Annotated in this window: 22 protein-coding genes; 14 read left to right on the forward strand and 8 right to left on the reverse strand. The window is 61.3% G+C overall.

Annotated elements, in window-relative coordinates; translation table 11 throughout:
* Positions 1–52: 52 nt before the first annotated feature.
* Positions 53–1,222: a glycosyltransferase family 4 protein gene (locus PV760_RS04135; protein WP_354627203.1), complete on the forward strand. Its 1,170-nt coding sequence runs from the start codon at positions 53–55 to the stop codon at positions 1,220–1,222.
* Positions 1,219–2,604, forward strand: coding sequence for a UDP-glucose dehydrogenase family protein (locus tag PV760_RS04140; RefSeq protein WP_354627204.1), 1,386 nt, complete (start codon positions 1,219–1,221; stop codon positions 2,602–2,604). Before PV760_RS04135 ends, PV760_RS04140 begins: the two co-directional genes overlap by 4 nt.
* Before the next feature lie 8 nt (positions 2,605–2,612).
* On the opposite strand, the gene PV760_RS04145 is transcribed toward PV760_RS04140, so the two are convergent.
* Positions 2,613–3,308 carry a nucleoside/nucleotide kinase family protein gene (locus tag PV760_RS04145; protein WP_079581124.1) on the reverse strand — a complete coding sequence of 232 codons (696 nt, stop codon included), beginning with the start codon at positions 3,306–3,308 and terminating at the stop codon, positions 2,613–2,615.
* Between the two features lie 270 nt (positions 3,309–3,578).
* Between PV760_RS04145 and PV760_RS04150 the strand changes: the two genes are divergently transcribed.
* From PV760_RS04150 to PV760_RS04165, 4 genes are all read left to right on the forward strand, one after another.
* Entirely contained in the window at positions 3,579–4,163 is a 585-nt protein-coding gene (locus tag PV760_RS04150; protein WP_354627205.1) for a hypothetical protein, read from the forward strand.
* 75 nt (positions 4,164–4,238) lie between these two features.
* On the forward strand, positions 4,239–4,655 hold the full coding sequence (locus tag PV760_RS04155; RefSeq protein ID WP_079581126.1) for an SRPBCC family protein: 417 nt from the start codon (positions 4,239–4,241) through the stop codon (positions 4,653–4,655).
* A complete protein-coding gene (locus PV760_RS04160; protein WP_055974580.1) occupies positions 4,655–5,083 on the forward strand; it encodes a MarR family winged helix-turn-helix transcriptional regulator in 429 nt (142 codons plus the stop codon). The genes PV760_RS04155 and PV760_RS04160 overlap by 1 nt, the downstream gene beginning before the upstream one ends.
* A gap of 86 nt (positions 5,084–5,169) precedes the next feature.
* The gene (locus tag PV760_RS04165; RefSeq protein ID WP_039240223.1) at positions 5,170–5,583 is read left to right on the forward strand and encodes a hypothetical protein; all 414 of its coding nucleotides are present in this window, start codon (positions 5,170–5,172) and stop codon (positions 5,581–5,583) included.
* A 242-nt stretch (positions 5,584–5,825) separates the two neighbouring features.
* On the opposite strand, the gene PV760_RS04170 is transcribed toward PV760_RS04165, so the two are convergent.
* Positions 5,826–7,013 carry an APC family permease gene (locus PV760_RS04170; protein ID WP_416429302.1) on the reverse strand — a complete coding sequence of 396 codons (1,188 nt, stop codon included), beginning with the start codon at positions 7,011–7,013 and terminating at the stop codon, positions 5,826–5,828.
* Between the two features lie 141 nt (positions 7,014–7,154).
* Entirely contained in the window at positions 7,155–9,701 is a 2,547-nt protein-coding gene (locus tag PV760_RS04175; RefSeq protein ID WP_354627206.1) for a helix-turn-helix transcriptional regulator, read from the reverse strand.
* Positions 9,702–10,496: 795 nt separating this feature from the next.
* Between PV760_RS04175 and PV760_RS04180 the strand changes: the two genes are divergently transcribed.
* The 3 genes from PV760_RS04180 (at position 10,497) to PV760_RS04190 (ending at position 12,448) form a co-directional block, all read left to right on the forward strand.
* Positions 10,497–10,814: a hypothetical protein gene (locus PV760_RS04180; RefSeq protein ID WP_354627207.1), complete on the forward strand. Its 318-nt coding sequence runs from the start codon at positions 10,497–10,499 to the stop codon at positions 10,812–10,814.
* 61 nt (positions 10,815–10,875) lie between these two features.
* On the forward strand, positions 10,876–11,514 hold the full coding sequence (locus tag PV760_RS04185; RefSeq protein WP_079581130.1) for an ABC transporter ATP-binding protein: 639 nt from the start codon (positions 10,876–10,878) through the stop codon (positions 11,512–11,514).
* Positions 11,507–12,448 carry a hypothetical protein gene (locus PV760_RS04190; RefSeq protein WP_354627208.1) on the forward strand — a complete coding sequence of 314 codons (942 nt, stop codon included), beginning with the start codon at positions 11,507–11,509 and terminating at the stop codon, positions 12,446–12,448. Before PV760_RS04185 ends, PV760_RS04190 begins: the two co-directional genes overlap by 8 nt.
* 71 nt (positions 12,449–12,519) lie before the next feature.
* Here PV760_RS04190 and cspE read toward each other — a convergent pair whose 3' ends face one another.
* A complete protein-coding gene (cspE, locus tag PV760_RS04195; protein WP_011773907.1) occupies positions 12,520–12,723 on the reverse strand; it encodes a transcription antiterminator/RNA stability regulator CspE in 204 nt (67 codons plus the stop codon).
* Between the two features lie 232 nt (positions 12,724–12,955).
* Positions 12,956–13,510, reverse strand: a complete 555-nt coding sequence (locus tag PV760_RS04200) for a hypothetical protein (RefSeq protein ID WP_144401252.1) — start codon at positions 13,508–13,510, stop codon at positions 12,956–12,958.
* Positions 13,511–13,686: 176 nt separating this feature from the next.
* Between PV760_RS04200 and PV760_RS04205 the strand changes: the two genes are divergently transcribed.
* The 5 genes from PV760_RS04205 to PV760_RS04225 all read left to right on the forward strand — a co-directional run bounded on the left by PV760_RS04205 (position 13,687) and on the right by PV760_RS04225 (position 17,919).
* Positions 13,687–14,019 carry a hypothetical protein gene (locus PV760_RS04205; RefSeq protein ID WP_354627209.1) on the forward strand — a complete coding sequence of 111 codons (333 nt, stop codon included), beginning with the start codon at positions 13,687–13,689 and terminating at the stop codon, positions 14,017–14,019.
* A 9-nt stretch (positions 14,020–14,028) separates the two neighbouring features.
* Positions 14,029–15,273 carry a flavin-containing monooxygenase gene (locus tag PV760_RS04210; protein ID WP_354627210.1) on the forward strand — a complete coding sequence of 415 codons (1,245 nt, stop codon included), beginning with the start codon at positions 14,029–14,031 and terminating at the stop codon, positions 15,271–15,273.
* Between the two features lie 337 nt (positions 15,274–15,610).
* Positions 15,611–16,231: an RNA polymerase sigma factor gene (locus PV760_RS04215; RefSeq protein WP_354627211.1), complete on the forward strand. Its 621-nt coding sequence runs from the start codon at positions 15,611–15,613 to the stop codon at positions 16,229–16,231.
* On the forward strand, positions 16,228–17,214 hold the full coding sequence (locus PV760_RS04220; RefSeq protein ID WP_354627212.1) for a CU044_5270 family protein: 987 nt from the start codon (positions 16,228–16,230) through the stop codon (positions 17,212–17,214). Before PV760_RS04215 ends, PV760_RS04220 begins: the two co-directional genes overlap by 4 nt.
* Positions 17,215–17,649: 435 nt before the next feature.
* Positions 17,650–17,919 carry an HNH endonuclease gene (locus tag PV760_RS04225; RefSeq protein WP_354627275.1) on the forward strand — a complete coding sequence of 90 codons (270 nt, stop codon included), beginning with the start codon at positions 17,650–17,652 and terminating at the stop codon, positions 17,917–17,919.
* Between the two features lie 37 nt (positions 17,920–17,956).
* Here the strand turns inward: PV760_RS04225 and PV760_RS04230 are convergent, their stop codons facing one another.
* The 3 genes from PV760_RS04230 to PV760_RS04240 all read right to left on the reverse strand — a co-directional run bounded on the left by PV760_RS04230 (position 17,957) and on the right by PV760_RS04240 (position 20,340).
* Complete coding sequence (locus PV760_RS04230; RefSeq protein ID WP_354627213.1) at positions 17,957–18,577, reverse strand: dihydrofolate reductase family protein; 621 nt, start codon at positions 18,575–18,577, stop codon at positions 17,957–17,959.
* Positions 18,578–18,680: 103 nt separating this feature from the next.
* Positions 18,681–18,881 carry a hypothetical protein gene (locus PV760_RS04235; protein ID WP_156524736.1) on the reverse strand — a complete coding sequence of 67 codons (201 nt, stop codon included), beginning with the start codon at positions 18,879–18,881 and terminating at the stop codon, positions 18,681–18,683.
* A 67-nt stretch (positions 18,882–18,948) separates the two neighbouring features.
* A complete protein-coding gene (locus PV760_RS04240) occupies positions 18,949–20,340 on the reverse strand; it encodes an APC family permease (protein ID WP_354627214.1) in 1,392 nt (463 codons plus the stop codon).
* Positions 20,341–20,560: the final 220 nt, after the last annotated feature.

Here is a 20,560-nt window from a genome sequence, read left to right on the forward strand (position 1 = left end):
AGGCCACCCCCGCGCACCCAGTAAGCCACCCGCCGCGACCACCGTGGGAGGCGTGAGGATCGCAATCGTCGCCGAATCATTCCTGCCACTGATGAATGGGGTCACCCATTCGATACTGCGGGTGCTGGAGCATCTGCAGGAGCGCGGGGATGAGGTGATGGTGATCGCGCCGTCGACCTCGGACACTGATGTTTCGAGCGTCGAGAAGGGCGCGTATGTGCACCGGCTTCCCTCGGTGCCGCTGGCCGGTTACACGAATGTGCGGGTGGCGTTGGGTGGTGTGAATCGGGTCAAGCGAATCCTTGCCGATTTCGCGCCCGACGTCGTTCACCTCGCCTCCCCTTTCGTCCTCGGCTGGCGCGCCGTGCAGGCCGCCCACCAACTCGGCATCGCTACGGTCGCGATCTACCAAACTGAAGTCCCCAGCTACGCGGGCCGTTATGGCGTGCCGTTCCTGGAGAACTGGGCCTGGAACCGCGTGGACAACATCCACCTCCTGGCCACCCGGACCCTGGTGCCGTCCACTTTCGCGCTGAACCAGTTGCGCGGACGCGGCATCCTTCGCGTGGACATGTGGCGGCGCGGTGTGGATACCGCGCGCTTCAATCCCGCGAAACGTTCGACGGCGTGGCGCAGCAAAGTAGCGCCTGACGGTCAGCGCATCATCGGCTACGTCGGCCGGCTCGCCGTCGAGAAGCAGGTGGAGGATCTCGCCGTGCTGGCGGATGTGCCGAACACCAAGCTGGTCATCGTCGGCGATGGCCCGCAGCGCGAAGCTCTCCAAGCCGCGCTTCCCAACGCCCATTTCGCCGGTTTCCTCGGCGGCGAAGCCCTGGCGGAGGCCGTCGCCGGTTTCGACCTTTTCGTCCACCCCGGCGAGTTCGAGACGTTCTGCCAAACCATCCAGGAAGCCATGGCGTCGGGCGTTCCGGTGGTGGCCACGGGTCGCGGCGGCCCCTTGGACCTGGTGGAAAACTCCCGCACCGGCTGGCTGTACGAGCCCGGAAACCTCACCCAGCTCCGCGCTTACGTCCAGGACCTGATGGGCGACGACGCCAAGCGCCGCGCGTTCGCAACGGCAGCTGCCGCTTCGGTCCAGGGCCGGACGTGGCCGGTGCTCAGCGCCGAGCTGGTCCGTCATTACAACGAAGTCATCTCCGGCGTGCCCAGCGAAACAACCGGCCCCTCGGAACTCACCTCAAGCAAAGGACCCTCCTCATGAAGATCTCCGTGATCGGCTGCGGCTACCTCGGGGCAGTCCACGCTGCAACTCTGGCGTCCATGGGCCACACCGTGGTGGGCATCGACGTTGATGCCGCCAAAGTGGAGCAGCTCAACAAGGCGCTGGCCCCGTTCCATGAACCGGGTCTGGATGAGCTCCTGAAGGATGGCCGCACCACAGGCCGGCTCGTGTTCACCACGGATTTCGCGGCTGCAGCGGACGCGCAGGTGCACTTTCTCTGCGTGGGTACCCCGCAGTCCAAGACCTCGGACACCGCGGACCTCTCGTACCTGATGGGCGCCACGAAGAGCCTCCTGCCGCACTTGGCGAAGGGCGCCGCCGTCGTCGGTAAATCGACTGTGCCGGTAGGCACGGTGGAAACGCTTCGCGCGGTGCTGGCCCGACGCTATGACGTCCTGCTCGGCTGGAATCCGGAGTTCCTGCGGCAAGGCACCGCGGTGAAGGACTCGCTGGTGCCCGATCGGCTGGTGTATGGGGTTCCGGGTGGCAAGGGCGCCGCTGCCGGCGTCCCAGTTACCGCCGCGTTGGATGCCGTGTACGAGCCGCTGATCTGCGCCGGCATCCCGCGTCTGGTCTGCAACTTCACGACGGCGGAGCTGATCAAGTCGGCGTCGAACGCGTTCCTGGCCACGAAGGTCAGCTTCATCAACGCGATGGCCCAGCTGTGCGACGCGTCGGGCGCGGACGTGAGTGAGTTGAGTGAGGCGATGGGCCTGGATCCTCGTATCGGCAACCGCTACCTGCACGCCGGGCTCGGCTTCGGTGGCGGCTGCCTGCCCAAGGACATCCGTTCCTTCCGGGCCCAGGCGCGTGAATTGGACGTACCGTCCGTGGATGAGTGGATGGCCCTGGTTGATTCGGTAAACCTGGACCAGCGCTCCCGCGCCGTGGAGGTGGCCCGCGAAATGTGCCGCGGTTTCCTCTCCGGCCGCACCGTCACGATCCTCGGCGCCGCCTTCAAACCGGACACGGACGACATCCGCGACTCCCCCGCCCTGGACGTCGCCCAGCAACTCGCCGACGCCGGCGCCCACGTCACCGTCACCGACCCCAAAGCCATCAACAACGCGTGGATCCGCTACCCGCAGATCCGTTTCGAGGCCTCCACCAAACGCGCCCTCGATGGCGCCGAACTGGTGCTGCTGCTCACCGAATGGGACGAGTACGTCGCGTTGTCGCCCTCTGTTGCCGGTTCACTGGTACGACGCCGGATGGTGCTGGACGCTCGAAACGTACTGGACGCGGAGGCCTGGCGGAGCGCCGGGTGGACGGTGCGCGGCTTGGGTACGGGCGCGTCAGTGGTTGTCGACGAGGAAGGCACCACCGGCGGTGCCGACAGGAAGCGGCACGCGCGGGCGTAGCTCGCTGATCAGCGCTGCCGCTGTGCGGCCTCTGTTGCAGACAGCAGCCTTGGCTGTTCGGGAAGAGTGTTGTCGACAACCCGTGAGGCGCGCGTCCATGGCCGGCTCTCTTCAAAGTAGAGCCGCTGCCCGCCAACGTAGCGGCGCATAGAGGGGTGTTCAGGGTCCGGGTTGCTGCCATCCCTGACGGACATGCGCCTGGCCGTTTCCGCGAAGGGAACATCGAGGAAAACGGAGTAGTCCCAGTGGCCGGCCATCCGGTCGCGGTGGAGGAACATTCCCTCCACCAGGATGATCGCATCGGACGGCGCCTTCCGGGGTTCGGGGCGTAGCGGCACATCCTTTCGGACATCCGCAGCTGCCGGACGATACACGCTGTCGCCGCCCTTCCCGAGCGGGGTGAGGACGTACTTTTCGAGCGCGTCGTAGTCATATGTGTCCAGCCAGAATCCCTCGGGCGATGCCCGGCCCCGGCGGTGTCGGACTTCCTGAAGATTGAGGAAATCGTCGACGTGAATAATCAGGACCGGGCGGGCCTGGGACAACGTAAGCGCTTCCGACAACCCCTCGGCGAAGGTTGATTTGCCACTGCCATCCACGCCGTCGATGCCAACGAGCTGCCGTCCAGCCCCGAGTGCCTGCAAGTCCGCTGCCAAGAGACGGAAAAGCCCAGCCTTTCCCGTGGTCTCGTTCTCCCCAAGCATCCACCCATGGTTGCACAGGCCAGACTCAGCCATGTGGCACGTAATATGCGACTTTTTCGCTCTCGCCCTTAAGGCGGGTGTTATGGTCGCAGCACGCGCCATCGCATCGGCGCACTAAAAGGGGGCATTACTTTGCAAAAACAATTTTCGCGCGCCGAAAAACAGTCAGCATCCAGCCGGAGTACTCGGCCCAAAGCACTTGGCATCGCGGCCATGGGATCACTGTTCATTCTGTTGACGGCCTGCGCACCGATTGGAACTGCCAGCTCAGTGAGCAGCTCCAGCGGGTCGCCGGCCACCACTTCATCACCAAAGCCCACGCCAACACCCAGCAAGATCTCGGGAACGTCCTGTTCTGCGGAGACAAAGACCCAGGTTTTGGCAGGCGAGACGTACGTGTGCGCCGTTGATCAGACCGGGAAACTGACGTGGTTGGATTCAGCCACAGCACAGGCACTGAATGACCAGCGTGCCGCGTCGGCCAAGGCAGTGGCGGATAAGGCAGCTGCAGACAAGGCGGCAGCTGACCAAGCCGCAGCGGCAAAGGCGGCAGCGGACAAGGCGGCCGCAGACAAGGCGGCTGCCGACCAGGCAGCTGCAGCGAAGGACGCGGCCGACAAAGCTGCAGCCGACCAAGCAGCCGCGAACGCGGCACCCAAGGCGGTTCCCGTCGCGCCGGCACAAAGCCAATGCGACCCGAACTATGCCGGTGCCTGCGTGCCGATTGACTCCGACGTCGACTGCGCTGGCGGCAAAGGCAACGGTCCCTCATACGTCCGAGGCCCTGTGACTGTGATCGGTTCGGACATCTACGGCCTGGACAACGACCACGATGGCATCGGCTGCGAAAAGTAAATCCTCGCGCTCCATGGACAAGATGATCTATGCACAGATAGTCTGTGCATAGATCATCTTCCAGAGGAGGCAGCCATGTGGGACTACGAACACAGCGTTGAGACCGGCGCGGCACAACAGGACATCTGGCGCCTGTGGGCCGACGTCGAAAGTTGGGGCGGCTGGAACGCCGAGATCGAGCGGATCGAGATCGACGGCCCCTTCGCTGAGGGCGCGACCATCCTGATGACACCTCCGGGCGAGGACCCCATCGCGCTGCAGCTCGCCGAGGTGGTGCCGGGTGAGCTCTTCGTTGACGAAGCGCGATTCGACGGCTTGCTGCTGCGGACCACCCACCGCATCGAAAAGCTCGACGGCGGCCGCGTCCGGGTTACCTACCGGATGGAGATCTCCGGCGCCGGGGCAGACGATATCGGGCCCGGCATTGGACCTGGTATCACGGCAGATTGGCCCGAGACCATGGCTTCCCTCGTCGAACACGCACAGCTCTGATGCCGCTCAGCCCCGGCGAAAGTCCAGGATTCCTGCTGTGGCACGCGACTCTTCGCTGGCAACGTGAGGTCGCGGCGGCCCTGGCCCCGCACGGCATCACCCACGTGCAGTTCGTCCTGTTGGCGTGCACCTGGTGGCTCAACAAAGAGGGCGGCCATCCCAATCAGCTGGCCGTAGCCCGTCAGGCTGGCACCGACGTGAAGATGGCGTCGCAGGTTCTGCGCACATTGGAACAGAAGGGCCTCATCGAGCGCGAAGTGGACCCTGCGGACACACGGTCCAAGCGGCTGCGAGTCACACCGGCGGGGGCAGAGCTGGCCCCGCTTGCCATTGCCGCCGTTGAACTCGCCGATGCCCACTTCTTCGGACCTGCTTCCGCCGGTGACCTGGTCCCCCTGTTGAAGCGGTTGGCGCATCCGGAGGATTAGCCGGCGGTATTTCGCGTCATAGGTCCTCAGTTCGTCGCACTACCCCTATGCCGGGGGTAGGGCCGACGAACGACGAGGATTTTCCAGTGATTACGCACTTCTACCCTGCAGCCCTTCGAATACTCACGAGCATCGTTGCTGTCTGTTCTGCGGTGTCGGCTACCCTCCTGGGAATGGCTCCACCCCCGGAAGGCCTGAAGGTACTTGATCCCGCGGACCTGCGGGCTACCGCGGTTGTGCTCACCATGGCATTGGGTGTGGTGGCGCCGGTAGCCGCATTGGTAATGGACCCGTTGAGGTGTTTGCTGCTGAAAGCGGGAGTGTTTGCGGCGTCCGGATTCGGCAACGCCATGATGCTCAGTCCGTTGCTGGTTGTTCCCTTCCAGGAGACTCCCGCCGTGCTGGCGGTGATGTGTTCCCTTGCCATGACCCTCGCCAGCATCGTCACGTTCATGGAATCCGTTGAGCGTAGGAATGCCCGACGACGTGCCAACACCTAGATCGGCCGCACCCAACACCTAATTTCATGCTCTTTGCGAACTAAACCGCGCCCAGGACCACCTAGTTTCGGGACTTCGATACCTAGGGCCGGAAATCCGGCCATATGGTTCTTTTGTGCCTCCGGAGCAGGGATCCCGGTGTCCGGCGGGTAACCCCACCTGCTCCAGACGTAGGCGGCACTACGGCACGGCTCCACCCCACTACCCCCGGTGGAGTCGTGCCCAGCCGGACCTCATTACACTTAGGTCCGGTTTCGGCGGAGCCGCAAAAGGCGGTAGGTGATCCCCGCCGCGAACATCAGCACACCAAGCCCCACGGAGAGCGGCGGCAACGTCATCACCAGACCCACGCAGGCCACAGCGCCAGCCACCTGAAGGAACTTGGGATATCGGCGGTCTTCCTGCGGTTGGGTGTACGCGGCCACGTTGGCCACCAGGTAGTAGAGCAGCACACCGAAGGACGAGAAGCCAATGGCGCCCCGGAGGTCCGCCACTGCGATCACGAGGCACACCACAACGGCCAAGGCCGTTTCTGCCCGATGCGGGACCTTGTACTTGGGGTGCACGGCAGCCAGCCATGGTGGTAGGTCACGTTCCCGGGCCATCGCCAGGCTGGTGCGTCCGAGGCCCGCAATCAAGGCCAGCAGCGCCCCCAACGAGGCCACGGCCGCGCCGACTCGAACCACCGGAGCCGCCCACGCCATCGAGCCTGTCGCTACGGCGTCGGCCAGTGGCGTCGGTGTCTCCGCTACCCCTTGCGGACCGAGCACTCCGAGCAAGGTAATCGCAATGACGGCGTAGATGACAATGGTGATTCCCAGCGCGATGGTAATTGCCCTGGGGATGGTCCGCCGGGGGTCACGTACTTCCTCGCCCATGGTTGCGATTCTGGCGTAGCCGGCAAACGCAAAGAACAGCAGGCCGGCCGATTGGAGGACGCCGTACCAGCCGTGTGCCAGGAGCCCCTCGCCCACAATGTTCCCGAAGTCCGGGCCGGAACCACCCCAGACTGCTGCAATAGCGATCGCCAAGGCACCCAGCACGGCAACCACGAGCACCCGGGTAAGGCCCGCGGTTCGGGTCACGCCGTGATAGTTCACGGCGGTCAGAAGTACGACGGCGGCGATCGCCACCGGCCGCTCCCAGCCCTGCGGTGCGGCGTAGGCGGCGAAGGTCATTGCCATCGCGGCGGCACTGGCCGTTTTGCCGATGACGAACCCCCATCCGGCAAGGAACCCGGGCCATTGGCCGAGCCGTTCACGACCGTAAATGTAGGTGCCCCCGGAAGTGGGGTACCTCGCCGCGAGCTGCGCAGAGGAGGTGGCGTTGCAGAAGGCCACGAATGCCGCCATCACCAGCCCGATCAACAAGCCTGATCCGGCTGCTGCGGCTGCGGGGGTGAAGGCCGCGAAGACGCCGGCTCCGATCATGGATCCCAAGCCGATAAGGGAAGCGTCGAAGGTACCTAGGCGTCGGGCCAACGTGGGTGGCTGGTTCACAAGAGCCCTTTCAGCAGCTGCCACGGCACTTATGTAAGTGCCATGGGAGGGACGCTGACAGCATATCCAGTGTCACTCGGGCGGCAGTGAATTTCTGGCCAGGATGAAGAGACGATTGCGCGAAGTTGCGCCGGTCTTTCGCAGAGCGTTGGAAATGTGGTTCTCCACGGTCCTGGCACTGATTCCAAGTTGTTCAGCAATCTCCACATTCGAGCGGTACCCGGCCAGCAAGGCTATTTCGGTTTCCCTGTCCGTGAGGAGCATTGACTTCACCGCAATGAAGGAGACCGGTTCGAAGGCTGCCGGGAATCGGGCCGCGAACAGTGATGACTCCCCCGCGAGGACTTCCGCAGTGTCTGAGTCGCCGTCCAGAACATGACGTTTGAGGCCGCCCTGGAGCAACATGCCAACCTGGTAGAGGTCGATGTCCGGTTCGTAGTGCTTCAACAAACTGCTGAGCGTCTTGTGGTCTCCCTCCACCACAGCAGTTGCGATGGCCAGGAACTGTTCATGAACGGTGATGTTGCTTTCCCTGAGGATCCTTTTCAGCAGGTCCAGCACCGGGCGACCCGGACTCAGGCAGGTGCACAGCAGCGCCGTCATCATTCCTTCCAGTACGTAACCGCTCTTCAGCTGCCGGTTGATCAGTTGTAAGGCGCGGCGGTCAAATCCCGCCGGCCGAGTGTTGCTGCCGGCGACCAGTGCGTAAGTCCCCTTACCCACACCAGGCAACGGACCGACGTCGGGCACTTCCGTCCGCGCCTGAGTGGCGATGGATAGTTCCGGCGCCGCCGAAGACGTGGCGTGCCGCAGGCCCGCAAGGCGCAGCATGGCGTCGTAAAGTACGTCCACCACAAAGCCCGGCCGGCCCATCGCAAACACGCTGCTCATCAGGTACTCGGCTTCCTCGAAGTAGCCGCGGTAGAGCAGCCCGTGGACCGCGATGTAACTGCTGCTAACCACTCCGAACTGGTCGAGGTTCTTACGGGCTTCGGCACGCCAGTCCAGTGCGAACACCAGCGATTCGTCGATCTTGCCACTGGCAAAGAGGGAGAAGCCGGTGATGAATGGCCGTAGGTGCGGGAAGGTCTCGTCGTCTTTTGTGTCCTTGATGACTTCCAGGGCCATGGTCGGATTGAGGCGGTAAAGATGCATAAGGCCCTCGATCAGCTTGCCGATCCCCGGCACCTGGCCTGTTCCCGACTCAAGCCGGGCCATGGGGACGCGGCTGTGGGATCCGCTGAAAAATAGAATGGCGGCGTCCGCACCAAATTTTAGTCCTGGATGTGTTTCACCCAAGTTCTTCAGGATCCCAACGGCCGAGTTCAATCCCCTGCCCGTGTTGATGGCGAGGAGGGCCTTGGAGATGGTGAACAGCAGCAGGTCCGAAGGGTCGGCGTCGTGGGTTGATGTTTCCGTGCAGACGCGCTGGGCGCGCTTCACATCCACAGGTGCGCCCCAATAGATGCGCAACAGCGCAGCCGCATTGGCGACAGACTTTTCGGCTTCCCACCGTTCAAAGCGGGCGCGCTCACGGACCGTGCTGTGTTCATGAAAGTGCCTGGCCGTAACGGCGTCGTCGCTGCTGCGCTCTCGGCGGAGTGAGGCGAGCACACGGGAGAGGCAGTCTGCGGTGGTGAAGGTGTCGGCAGCCGCTGGCGTTGACTCCAGCACACCAGCGATTCTGCTCCGCAGCAGGTGCCTGTCCCGTAGGGACTTCTGTCCGTTGAAGTAGTCTGCGACCACAGGCGGGCTGACCGCCGCCGTGGCGCCGTTGTGGTGATCGTCCATGACGGACAGCAGGCCCTTGCGCTCGAGCGCATCCAGCACGTCGGGGTGCACGATCTTCTGAAGGACATCGATACGGGCCGTACCCAGAATGGCCATGGCGTTCAACCCCGTAAACTCGTCCGCGGTGAGCTCCGCCAACAACCCCTCGATGGTTCCGCGGAGATGATCGCTCCAAAGCGTCTCACCGGTCATGCGCCACAACCCACCACGCCTGACCAACAGATCGCTCAGTGAGGCGGTCTCTGCGATCTTCACGATGAGGCGAGGGTTGCCGGCCGCCTTGGTCAGAATCCGCGCTGTCGTGTCAGCATCGGCTGATCCGCCCAGCACTTGGGAGAGCAGGGTGTGGACTTGCTCGTAGTGAAGAGGGTCCAGCTGGAGGACGGCTTCCCGCCCGTGGTTGAGGACAGCCAGTTGGCTCTCGGAGAAGGTGACGTTCTCGGGTGCCGTGGCAATCAACGGGCTGCTCGAACGGCCGCGGACAGCTTCAAGAACAGCCAAGGATTCGTCGTCAACGAAATGGATGTCATCCAGGATCAGGACATGTTTGCCACTCATGGCCAGGTGACTTGAAAGGACATCAGCCAGATCCAACACCCCGCTGCGGCCTGGCCGCAGATCGAGTCCGAGGCTCTTGATGGCCGAGAAGGGGATGTTCCTGTGTGTACGGAGACCTTCGATGACATGGACCATCGCTCCGGATTTCTCCAGGCTTGCGATGACGTTGCGCACCACCGTGCTTTTGCCGCTGCCGGGTACCCCAACGATGCGCACACCAATGCCGTGCGCTACATAGTCCAGGACACGCTGGACCTCTACATCGAACACCCGATCCAACCTTCTGCTTCTGTGCATGACCGACATTCGGCTCACCTCGCAGGTTAGATCTTGAACAGCGGACTAGGTGTTGAAAATGGCTTGCACAGGCGAGATCTGCCAAATCTAGGTGATGATTTGGGTCCATTCGGGTGGTGAGCGGCATCAACTAGGTGGTGGCGGCAGAGTTCGCGCTGGTGTTTGGTGTTCGGGCAGATCATCGGTACCCCTTGCGTCGTGGTCTCTTGCTACCGACGCTACGGTCTGCGTTGGACGAATTACATTGGTGTAATTCGCTATGTGGATATGTATTCGAATTCACTCTCCATCGGTAGTAGACATCTTCTACCCGGGGAGCGACAAAAGGAGGATACGTCCCTGACCGGCAGGGCTCAATGCCTACGGGACGCCTCATGGAGGGAGCCGCAGGCCGCTGGTGTGATCGCGGAGTAGGGGGCGGAGTCGACCCGACCTACGAACCTAGGCGGGCTACACCGTGAAACGCGGACTAGGTGGCAAAACCGTCATGCACAGACTCATATGCGGCTTTCTAGGTGGCGAAAAGAGCAAATTTAGGTGCTGAATATTGTCACCTAAGTGGTGCCGACAATTGGGAAACTCTTACCTCATAACCCTCAAATAAAAATGCTTGACAAACTGCCGCTCCCGGCTGAGAGTATTGACAATCACCCGTGCAGTCTGCGGCGCAACGAGCCGCCAACAGCGAGAGTGATTTCTCATGCATCTGCGAGCAAATGAAACACATTTCTGCGCACAATTCCCATTTCCATTGGGGGAAACACGATCATGAAACCACGCTCCAGCATTGCCGCCGTATTTCTATCCGCAATCATTGCCACGACGGCGGTTCCCGCTCATGCCGCCAACGATCCTGACAGCACACAGACGCTCAAAGACATGACCACCCCTAGATCTACATCAAACAATGGCAACACGATGCAGCCAACCCTCAAGAAGGGAGAACCAACTTTCTCAACCACTGCACTGACCGACGCGGGGATAGGCACTCCTACCCCGTGGGGCAACGTCAACATTTATCACACAACCGTCGTCCAGAGTGCAAATGTTTACGGCGATGGCGCTTGGTACGCGTGGCAGGACTAGGCAAATAACCCGCAGTCTTGGGGCCGGCCGTCAACGGCCGGCCCTCCAATGATGAGGACTCATGCTACGCATATTAGATCTTTCCAAACGCTATGGGCGTAAGGACGTATTGCTCAATGTATCATTGACTCTTCCTTCGATAGGAATACATCTACTTCGCGGAGATAATGGAAACGGTAAGACCACTCTCCTAAAGTGCTTGGCTGGACTGGAGAGGTACCAGGGAAGCATTCTTTGGCATAATGGTTCATTGGCGAATAACGTTGCCGCAGCTTTCGATGACTCCACAGTACATGGGAGTCTCACAGGTGCACAGAACTTGGGAGCCTTACTGGACGCATCGCCTAGGGCGGTTCTGGAGGAGCCTTCGGTGAAGGCATTTTTCAACCATGATCTACTTGCAAAGCGATCGGCAACCTACTCCCTCGGTCAAAAGAAAAGGATTAAACTAGCGGCCGCTTTTGCATCAGGGAGACCTTGTATCTTGCTGGACGAACCGCTATCCGGCCTGGATAACACGGGCCGCACCGCCTTACTAGAGCTATTGAAGCACGCTTCAGATAGGAGCTGTGTGCTCATCTCTGATCATGAATCCTCCTTCTATCGGGACGTCGCCTCCTCTGAGTTCTCAATACGATGCGGAAAGATTCAGCGAAATGCAGGCGAACCACCAATCCAGGTCGACGACTTTGATGAGTAACCTTCTCCGTTCCATACGAACCGAACTGAGGTATCAGTACTGGGGCAGAATGCTGCTGCTGCCCATAGCCGGACTATCGCTGTCTCTAGTGTTCGCATTCACTGGGAGTGTCAGCAACGTAGATGCCAGCATGACTCGTCTCCAGGCGACGGAGGCCCAGGCATCCGCTAATGGGGTTTCCCTGGCACAGGCAATGGAGCAACCCGTAAGGTTGGCGGTCCAGGACGGTCAGAAGCTGGTGGACAATCCGCTACGTTACGACTACGAACGAGCCTATTTCGCTTTCCAAGCTCTTGAAGGGACGAACGCAGTCGGTACCGGGCTTGAGATGATCACGTTCTTGGTCATCCCACTACTTTTCTTCATATACGGATGCGGAGTGGCGGCTGGTGACGCTCGTCGTCGGATCCTGAAGGATAGGGTGGTGATGCAAGGCGCCAGGCCATACGTCGTGGCGAAGGCGTTTACTGTCGTAATCGTTTCCCCGGCTGCCGTGTTGATTGCAGCCACGTTGAGTCTGGTTGCGGCGCCTGTCCTCAGGGCTGCGTTTCTGCCCTCGGCCGGTGGGAGCTTTCCTTACCCTGTAGCTGAAGCCTCAGCTGGAAGCCCTGCAGTCCAGATTGCATTCAGCGCGTCAACGGCGATCCTGTTCGGGCTACTTGGTCTATTTGTCGGGTTGGTGACCAGAAGCATGCTGATACCATGCTTGGCCGCCGGCGGGCTGCTTATGGTGGCGCCCTTCGCAGGGCCCTACGATCCGCGAAATATCCTTACGGCCGCCGGAGAGGGCATCTTCAACTATTGGGGTGGATTCAGTCCACGCCCGCCATTCCCTGTTCAGGTAGAAGTCGGATTGGCCCTCATGGCGGGGGGCTTGGTTTTGGCTGGCCTGATGTCCATAGTTATCTGGTCGCGCATGACGAAGTTTGTCTAACGATGGGTTGAGGGCGACAAAAAAAGCAGGGCCGGTCAGTGACCGGCCCTGCTTTTTGCGTTATCCGAAGACTAGATAGCCTGGATGTTTACTGCCTGGGGACCCTTGGGGCCCTGCTCGACGTCGAAGGAAACCTTCTGGTTCTCTTCGAGGGAGCGGTAACCCGAGGAGTTGATCGCAGAGTAGTGAGCGAAAACGTCCTGGCTGCCATCTTCAGGAGAGATGAAGCCGAAGCCCTTTTCGGAGTTGAACCATTTCACGGTACCTGTAGCCATTTTTTCAGTCCTTACTGAAGGTGGAGATTCTCCCGACTTTCGGGTCTCCGGTGTGGGGTGTTCTCCACCGTTACTTCAGAAGGTCACGATCCAGATGGATCATGGGGACTGCCTGAACTACCAAATGCCAAACACAACAACACCATCAAGTCTACAGAGTTCTGAGCAGATAGCTAGTGCTGGGAAATGTTTTATCCATCGGATGTGCCGGATTGGCCTGGAATCGGCTGATTTATGGTCCCTGAGGTGCCTGTGCAGCGGCGGATTCCGGAGCTTCCTGCTGAAGTTTCCCGTCGGTGCCCCGGGCCCAGTGACGTCCGTCGCTGTCCATGAACGTCACGTTGCCCATGTAGTCGACATTCCCCGGAAGGGGTTCGCAGACATGGCTCGCGTCGATGTACGTTGGCCAGCGATCCTGATGGCTGAAGAAGTAGCGACCCGGAGGGAGAATCTTGGCGGTCGCCTTGATCGCCGGGATCGGGACGCCTTTCCGGGTGACGCCTTCGGGCCGCTCAAGGGTCAGCCGGAAGATCGGTGCCTCACTGGAGTTGACCAGCTCAATGCCCCACTGCTCTTTGCCTTGGTACTTCTTGCTGACGGGCCAGAAGGCAATCCGCCCGGCCTGGCGCCGCTCCGCCGTCGTTATTGCTCTTTCGTCCCGTTCTGCCTCCAAGCGGCGCATCCGCTGGGACTCCTCCACCGTCTGCCGCGAATGGCGTGCTGCCTTGGCGACGAAGAACAGCGCCGTAGCTGTAGCCAGCGCCCCAATAATCTGTGCTATATCCACCCAATAATCCATGCCCAGCCTTTCCGAGATCCGCCTTCACGTGCCCTTCCTCTGATACAAGGCACCTCTTGTATGTGATCCGAGCCGGCCGGATATGACGGCGTTCGCGTCACGACCCGGCCTCAGCCCGCACTTCTCCTAAAGGAACACTGCGAGCGCCCAGGGGGCCAGTCACATTGAGTACCACCGAGATCCCGCCTGGCGGATCGTCGTCCGATCACGCGCATCCCAAGAGTCCTTGGAGCAGTCATTTGCTGCGGAACTTCGACCTCGAGGTCATCATTGAGATCTCTGGATGCGAGCGCAGCGCCTCACGCCTGCTGCGCGGGGAGCCGTTGTCCGGAGTCGACGTCGGACCTCTCGCCATGGCGAATCATGCCGCCCGGCACATGGGCTACCTGCCGCTTTTCGAGCTGGGCGGCAAGGCGCCGTCCGTTGCTCCCGGTGTGGAGGATGTGCTCCGCAAAGTTCTCCCCAACGCACTGTTCCCAAGGGGTGGCCGGGCGTAAAGTCCACCCATGGGACGCATCCCGGATACCGTCGTTATCGGCGCAGGCCAAGCCGGCCTCACGACGAGTTACTGGCTCACGCAATTCGGCGTGGAGCATCAACTCCTGGAGCGGCGCGACACTTTGGGTGGCGCCTTTCAGGATCGTTGGGACGGCTTCTACATGAACACGCCCATCCTTTCGCTGGACCTTCCCGGGATGCCGTTCGACGACGGCGACCGTGACGCCTTCATCCCCCGCGACGCCGCAGTGAACCTTTTCAGGCGATACGCGGAGCTGATTGCGGCACCAGTGCACACGGGCGTTGACGTGACCCGGTTGTCCGTTTCTCCGGAGGGCGGGTTCCTGATCGAGTCCTCCCTAGGGAGCCTGAGAGCCCGGAACGTCGTCCTGGCCACGGGCGCGTATCAGGTGCCCAAGGTTCCTGCCCCGGCCGTCAAACTCCCCGCCGGCGTGACCCAGCTGCACACCCACGATTACCGTAATCCGGAGCAGCTGCCCGATGGCGCCGTGTTGATCGTAGGGACCGGCCAGTCGGGCGGGCAGGTCGCCGAGGAGCTGCACGACGCCGGCCGCGACGTCCACCTAGCCATCTCCGTCGTTCCCGAAGCCCCTCGCCGCTACCGTGGCCAGGACCTCATCTACTGGATGCTCGAGACCGGCAAACACGGACCTGACTACGGCGTCAACGCCCTCACCCGTGAGGCACTGCCCTCCCCCGCGTTGCGGTTTGCGCCCAATCCCCTGCTCTCGGGCACCGACGGCGGCCACAGCATCCACCTCCGCGAGCTTGGCCGACGCGGCATGCACCTGCACGGCCACCTCGAATCAGTCGACGACGGCGTCATCACCTTCAGCGACGACCTCCCCGAACGCCTCGCCGCCGTCGAGTCCGCTTTTGGACAACGGTCACGCAAGGCGATTGATGCGTATATTGCGGCAGCGGGGATCGATGCTCCGGAGCAGGCGGCTGCGGAGGCGGATGACTGGCTGCCTGCGGAGCTTTCACGGGTGAGCCTTGCGGAGGCGGGCATCACTTCCGTGTTGTGGGCTTCCGGATACAAGCTGGACTTTGGGTTTGTGGACCTGCCGCTGGTGGATGAGTGGGGCTACCCGAAGCATTCGCGCGGGGTGACGGAGATTCCTGGGCTGTATGTGGTCGGGTTGCCGTGGCTGACGCGACACTATTCGTCGATCGTTGGGGGCGTGGGGCTGGACGCGGAGTATGTGGCGGGGCGGGTTGCGGCGGACTGACGGCCCTACGGCTGATCCATCTCCGCCATATTTCCCACGCCACAATTTTCCGTCTTCCACGCAATAAGCCAAGTCAGTTGGAGAACTTTCTAATGCAACATCAGCTGGGTCTGCCGGTCACTTTTTATTGTGTCAACTTGGTCGGAGCCCACCAGAACGGCCAGAACGTACCCACCCGAACACTCCGGTTGCAATTGGTTTCAGAAATGCTCCTGGCCACGTTGGCGATGGCGGACATTCCTACGGGATTGGTCCGCCGTTGAGGGATATTCCTTCGCGGGCTCAAGAAGGCTGCGGCGGGCGGGAACCCTTTCCGGCCCTGCGGACACTACAAGGCATGAGGCTAGAGGGGGAAACTGACGAAGACCTGTGGCATGAGTGCATCACGGGCAACACTGACGCATTCGGTGTCCTTTTCGACAGGCATGCGGATGCGGTGTTCCGGTACTGCCTTACCCGATGTGGATCTTGGCACGATGCAGAAGAACTCGTGTCGATCACCTTTCTGGAGGCGTGGCGACAACGGAAAAGACTCAAACTGGAGCGGGCCAGTGTCTTGCCTTGGCTTCTGGGGGTTGCGACAAACGCCAACCGCAACCGCGCTCGGGCAGCCAAACGGCATGCCGCGTTCCTTGCCAGGTTGCCGTTCTCTGATCCACGCCACGGCGGGCATGAAGCCGATCACGCGGAAGCGATCGCCACGAGGCTCGACGCCGAACGCTCTGTTCGGGAGTTACTGGATACGACGGCCGGACTAAATGACGGCGAATACGACGTGGTGATCTTGTGTCTCATGAACGGCGTCAGCCAGGAAGAGGCGGCCATAACTCTCGGCATCCGGCCCGGGACAGTGAAATCAAGGCTTCACCGCGCCCGAACCAAGCTGACAGCAATGGACCGGCCAATCGAGGTCACAGAACAACCCGGCACGAAGATCCTTGAAACGAGACTGTCATGAATCTTTCTGAAGTGACTTACCCGAAGGACACGAAAAACCGCGTCCAGAACCTGCTCGTGCAGGAAGCGAACCGCACATCTAGGCCCGCTGCTCAGCAGCACGAACCTCAATCATCGAGGCCCCGGCCCCTCGTCCGGCGCACTGTTCTCCTCGCCCCTGCGGCGGCCGTTCTCGCTGGCGGACTGGTCGCTACTGATGCCGTGAACCTCCTTTGGCGTCCACCGGCAACCGCCGAGGCGGTGGAAGCCCTCGAAGGTGCCGCGCAGCAAACCATAAACACCTCCGACCCAGTACTGCGCCCGGGTCAGTTCCTGAGAGTCGACACCAGGGCCGTATACACCGATCAGGGCGATGGCGGCGCTGGCCGCTTGTATTGGCTCGAATCACAGGACCGTCAGCTTTACGTCCCAGCCGACAAAAAGGCCCACTGGGTCATGAAGTTCGAGGAATCGCGGCCTATCTCCTTCTTTGGTGAAGCTACCGCGGCCTCAGTGCTTGAAATTGAAGGACGGACACCCAAAGGCCGTAACGAACGCGGCGGTCTGCGGCAGGTCGACGCGCCCTGGTCTGAGGAAGAACTCGCCGCCCTACCTTTGGAACCGAGCAAACTTCTCGAGACCATCCGTGACCAAGGAAACTCCGCCGATGACCAAGCCTTCACTTGGATTTCCGACCGATTAAGGACAGGAGTGATTACAGCGCAACTCAGGGCATCCCTCTACCGCGCCGCGGCGCTGATACCGGGAGTAACACTGGTTGAACGCCGGGCGGCTCTGGACGGGAGAAGCGGTGTCGCCATCGGACTGGTAGACCGCAGTGACAACACCCGTCGAGAGATGATTGTGGATCCAAACAACGGTCAGTTCATCGGCGAAAGAGTCGTGGATCTGGACGGTTACGATGCAATCCCACCAGGAACGGCAACTGCATGGACGGCAGTCAAGACCTCGGTAGTCGACACCGCACCCGTAACTGCGCAGTAACTAAAAGTGCGCAGTCAGAAGAAACCAAGCGTTCCGACGCGGCCGCCGAGCACCAGATCGAACAATCAGGAGATGAAACACGGTGAACCACATTGCTGCTAACGTCACGGCATGACAGAGGGCCAGTCATTTCGATCTGAATTGCGGCGCATCTATTGGACCCGCCAATCCCTTCGGCTGCTCGTCCTTGTCTCCGGGGTCTGGCTGTTTGCGGCTGCTTACCTGTCCTTTACAACCCCGCGGGCCCTCGGCAACTTCGGTAGTGGCTCACTCGAAAACGTCCTACTGGAAGTCTTTGGCGGGCTATGGATCGCCATCGGAATGCCTGCTGCATTCATTGTGATGTTGCTGGTTGTGGCTATCATGCTGCGGACGACCGACGTTCTTCGTCGTGATCCGCAACGTCGGTTCACGCGGTACCTGCGTCGCGAAGGAATGCTGCGGGCTGGCGGAATATGTGAACTGGAATCGGGTTACGGGAGGCGCTGCAGCCGAGCTGCGGAACACGGAGATCATTTCTATCCGTGGTCCAAAGGTGGAGCGACATCGCTCCGGAACTTCGTTGCCGCATGCGCTCACTGCAATGGGCGTAAGCGCGCCCGCATCCCACGCCCTTGGATGTTGACGCGCCTCGAACGACGGCGTGCGTCAGGGACTGGCATGGCGGTTCCTGTCGGCGAAAGACGAAGGCTTCGATCGGCGTGACTTGGGCACCACGTCTGGCTGTCCGCCTTCGCGGCCCCTACGCCTGATCGATCTCCGCCATGTTTCCCACTGCCGGCGTCCCCTCAACCAGTGCGTAGCGTTGCATCACTGCGCCCATCGGCGAGGCCACCACTGGCTCGATAAGGCGGAGGTTAGTTGGCACCACCCCATCGGCGAACACCTTCTTCCCGTGGCCCAGGAGGATCGGATAAACCCACAGATTGAGCTGATTGAACATGCGCTCAGCGAAAAGAGTCTGGACGAAATCGAGGCTGCCGATGACGTGGACGTTCTGGTGCTTCTCGCGGAGCTCCCGCAACTCAGCCACTGTGTCCGGGCCTAGGAGTGTGGATCCTTCCCACTCAAGCTCCGGCGACTGACGCGAGGCTACGTACTTAGGAATTCGGTTGAACAGCTCCGCGATTTTGCCATCCTGGTGCGGCCAATACGAAGCGAAGATGTCATAGGTCCGCCGGCCCAACAACAGCGCGTCCATCCCCGCCATTCCGGAATCGATCTGCTCGCCGACAACCTCGTCGATGAGCGGCGCCTGCCAGCCGCCGAACGCAAAGTCGTTGGCAATGTCCTCTTCCGGCCCGCCCGGCGCCTGCGCGACCCCATCGAGGGTGGTGAACAGGTCAATGTGGATCAGTCCCATGTCGGGTTCCTTCCCTGCTGCCTGCCGTCACCCTGCGACAGGATCAAGTCGAGAGTTCCACAGGAGGGACTGTCAGGCAATGGCCGCCGGAAGATCGGCAGACCTACGCGCCGTCCCTCATCTTCTCCGCGCCCTGGCGCCGCTCAAGGATCACCCAGGCCACCGTCGTCGGGGCCCCTATAAGCACCAGGAGCGTCATGCTCCAGAACCCGTCGATCACTTTGGTGGACTGCAGAGTCAAAACAGCTAACAGCAGGACTGTGGCTGCAATGTTCAAAATGCGGAGCTTACGTGCCGTAGTCATTTTCAGAATCGTCCCCCTACGATGTCGTCCAAGAAGCCTAACGTCATCCGCAGAAAGCAATGACTTTCTAGGCTTCCTTCAAGTCCAGCTGAGGTGCCGGTCGGCGGAACCCGCGGGTCAAGTACGCGAGCCAGACCAAACCAACTGCAGCCCATGCCAGACCGAAGCCGATGGACAACCCGCTCAAACTCGTCCACAACCAGACCGTCAGCGCGAACCCAATAGCGGGCAGCACTAGGTTGTGAACGACTCCCCTGGCTCCGCGGGCCTTCTCATCAATGAAGTAGTGCTTGATCACGGCGAGGTTTACCACGGAGAACGCAACCAGGGCGCCGAAGCTGATGAGCGAAGAGATGGTCAGAAGGTCCAAAACGAAGGCCAGAAGTGAAACAGCCGACGTCAGAAGGATCGGCAGTACGGGAGTGCGGAATCGTTCCTGCAAGCGACCCAAAGCTGCCGGGAAGACCCCGCTACGACCCATTGAATGAATGATGCGCGACACCGAGGCCTGGGAAGTAAGAGCCGAACCAAGGCTGCCTGCGATGTAGGCGGCAGTGAAGAAGGCGACCAACAGGTTCCCACCGGCCGCGCCAATCACTTCAATCGCGGCAGCGTCGACGTCGTTAAAGGCGCTGACCGGGAGAACAAGGTGACTGATGTACGCGAGCCCAAGGAAGATCACGCCGGCCAGGACGGTGGTGATCATGATGGCACGGGGCAGGTTTCGCTTCGGGTCCTTGGTCTCTTCGGCAAATGTCGAGACGGCGTCGAACCCCAGGTAGGAGAGGCACAGAATCGCGGAGCCGGCGAAGATCGGCGAGAGGCCGTCGGCGCTGTCGACACCGGTGAAGGGCGCCAACAAGTCGACGGTGCCCGCGCCGGTGATGGACGAGAGTCCCAGGGCGACAAACAGCACGATGAACAGCCCCTGCAGTCCGACGACAACGAAGTTTGCCTTGGCGATCGCCGTGATGCCGAGAATGTTCAGCACCGTCACCGCCGCGATGGAGACGATCATGAATACCCAAGCTGGGATGGCCGGGAAGGCAGCTTCCATGTAGATGCCGATGAGCAGGTAGTTGATCATCGGGAGCAACAGATAGTCGAGGAGGAGCGACCAGCCGGCCATGAAGCCCAGCCGGGCTCCGAAAGATCGCGTTGCGTACGTGTACGCGGATCCCCCGAACGGGAAAGCTTGCGACATCCGGCCGTAGGAGCGGGCGGTGAACAGCATGACTACCAGGGTCACCGCGTACGCGGCGGAAAGGCGTCCTCCGGTCAACTCGACGACGATGCCGTACGTGCTGACGATCGTCAGCGGGACCATGTAAACCAAGCCCAGCAGGACCAGCGACGGAACCCCTAGGACGCGGCGCCAGCCTTGGGTGGTTGGCTGGTCGGACGTCGGCCCCACAGGCTTCTCGCCTGCTGGTGTGTCTGTTTCAAACGTGGGGGTCATGGGAATCCTAAGTCGTGATGCTGGTGTGAGCTTGGAAGCTGCGGCGCTGCAGACTTCGTAGCGGCTACCGGATCTGCGGGGTTACCGGGATCCTGAAGTGCTGGGGTGGCTTGTGAGATCTGGATGGAAGTCACAGGCCATGAGAACGGGAAATGAATAGCGTTCATTTATTGTGACGGTGAGCCGGGTCACAGTCAATATGTGGCGCAGGTCCTCTCAC

Origin of the sequence: Paenarthrobacter sp. CC6, assembly GCF_040560085.1 — a bacterium.
In the GTDB taxonomy this organism is placed as follows: domain Bacteria; phylum Actinomycetota; class Actinomycetes; order Actinomycetales; family Micrococcaceae; genus Arthrobacter; species Arthrobacter nicotinovorans.

Coding starts and splice junctions, on each gene's coding strand:
- PV760_RS04185 (WP_079581130.1), top strand. CDS start 10,876: ATGCTACGCATATTAGATCTTTCCAAACGCTATGGGCGTAAGGACGTA.
- PV760_RS04235 (WP_156524736.1), bottom strand. CDS start 18,881: ATGACTACGGCACGTAAGCTCCGCATTTTGAACATTGCAGCCACAGTC.
- PV760_RS04145 (WP_079581124.1), bottom strand. CDS start 3,308: ATGCTTGGGGAGAACGAGACCACGGGAAAGGCTGGGCTTTTCCGTCTC.
- cspE (WP_011773907.1), bottom strand. CDS start 12,723: ATGGCTACAGGTACCGTGAAATGGTTCAACTCCGAAAAGGGCTTCGGC.
- PV760_RS04160 (WP_055974580.1), top strand. CDS start 4,655: ATGCCGCTCAGCCCCGGCGAAAGTCCAGGATTCCTGCTGTGGCACGCG.
- PV760_RS04155 (WP_079581126.1), top strand. CDS start 4,239: ATGTGGGACTACGAACACAGCGTTGAGACCGGCGCGGCACAACAGGAC.
- PV760_RS04230 (WP_354627213.1), bottom strand. CDS start 18,577: ATGGGACTGATCCACATTGACCTGTTCACCACCCTCGATGGGGTCGCG.
- PV760_RS04220 (WP_354627212.1), top strand. CDS start 16,228: ATGAATCTTTCTGAAGTGACTTACCCGAAGGACACGAAAAACCGCGTC.
- PV760_RS04180 (WP_354627207.1), top strand. CDS start 10,497: ATGAAACCACGCTCCAGCATTGCCGCCGTATTTCTATCCGCAATCATT.
- PV760_RS04210 (WP_354627210.1), top strand. CDS start 14,029: ATGGGACGCATCCCGGATACCGTCGTTATCGGCGCAGGCCAAGCCGGC.
- PV760_RS04140 (WP_354627204.1), top strand. CDS start 1,219: ATGAAGATCTCCGTGATCGGCTGCGGCTACCTCGGGGCAGTCCACGCT.
- PV760_RS04215 (WP_354627211.1), top strand. CDS start 15,611: ATGAGGCTAGAGGGGGAAACTGACGAAGACCTGTGGCATGAGTGCATC.
- PV760_RS04240 (WP_354627214.1), bottom strand. CDS start 20,340: ATGACCCCCACGTTTGAAACAGACACACCAGCAGGCGAGAAGCCTGTG.
- PV760_RS04170 (WP_416429302.1), bottom strand. CDS start 7,013: ATGATCGGAGCCGGCGTCTTCGCGGCCTTCACCCCCGCAGCCGCAGCA.
- PV760_RS04190 (WP_354627208.1), top strand. CDS start 11,507: ATGAGTAACCTTCTCCGTTCCATACGAACCGAACTGAGGTATCAGTAC.
- PV760_RS04225 (WP_354627275.1), top strand. CDS start 17,650: ATGCTGCGGGCTGGCGGAATATGTGAACTGGAATCGGGTTACGGGAGG.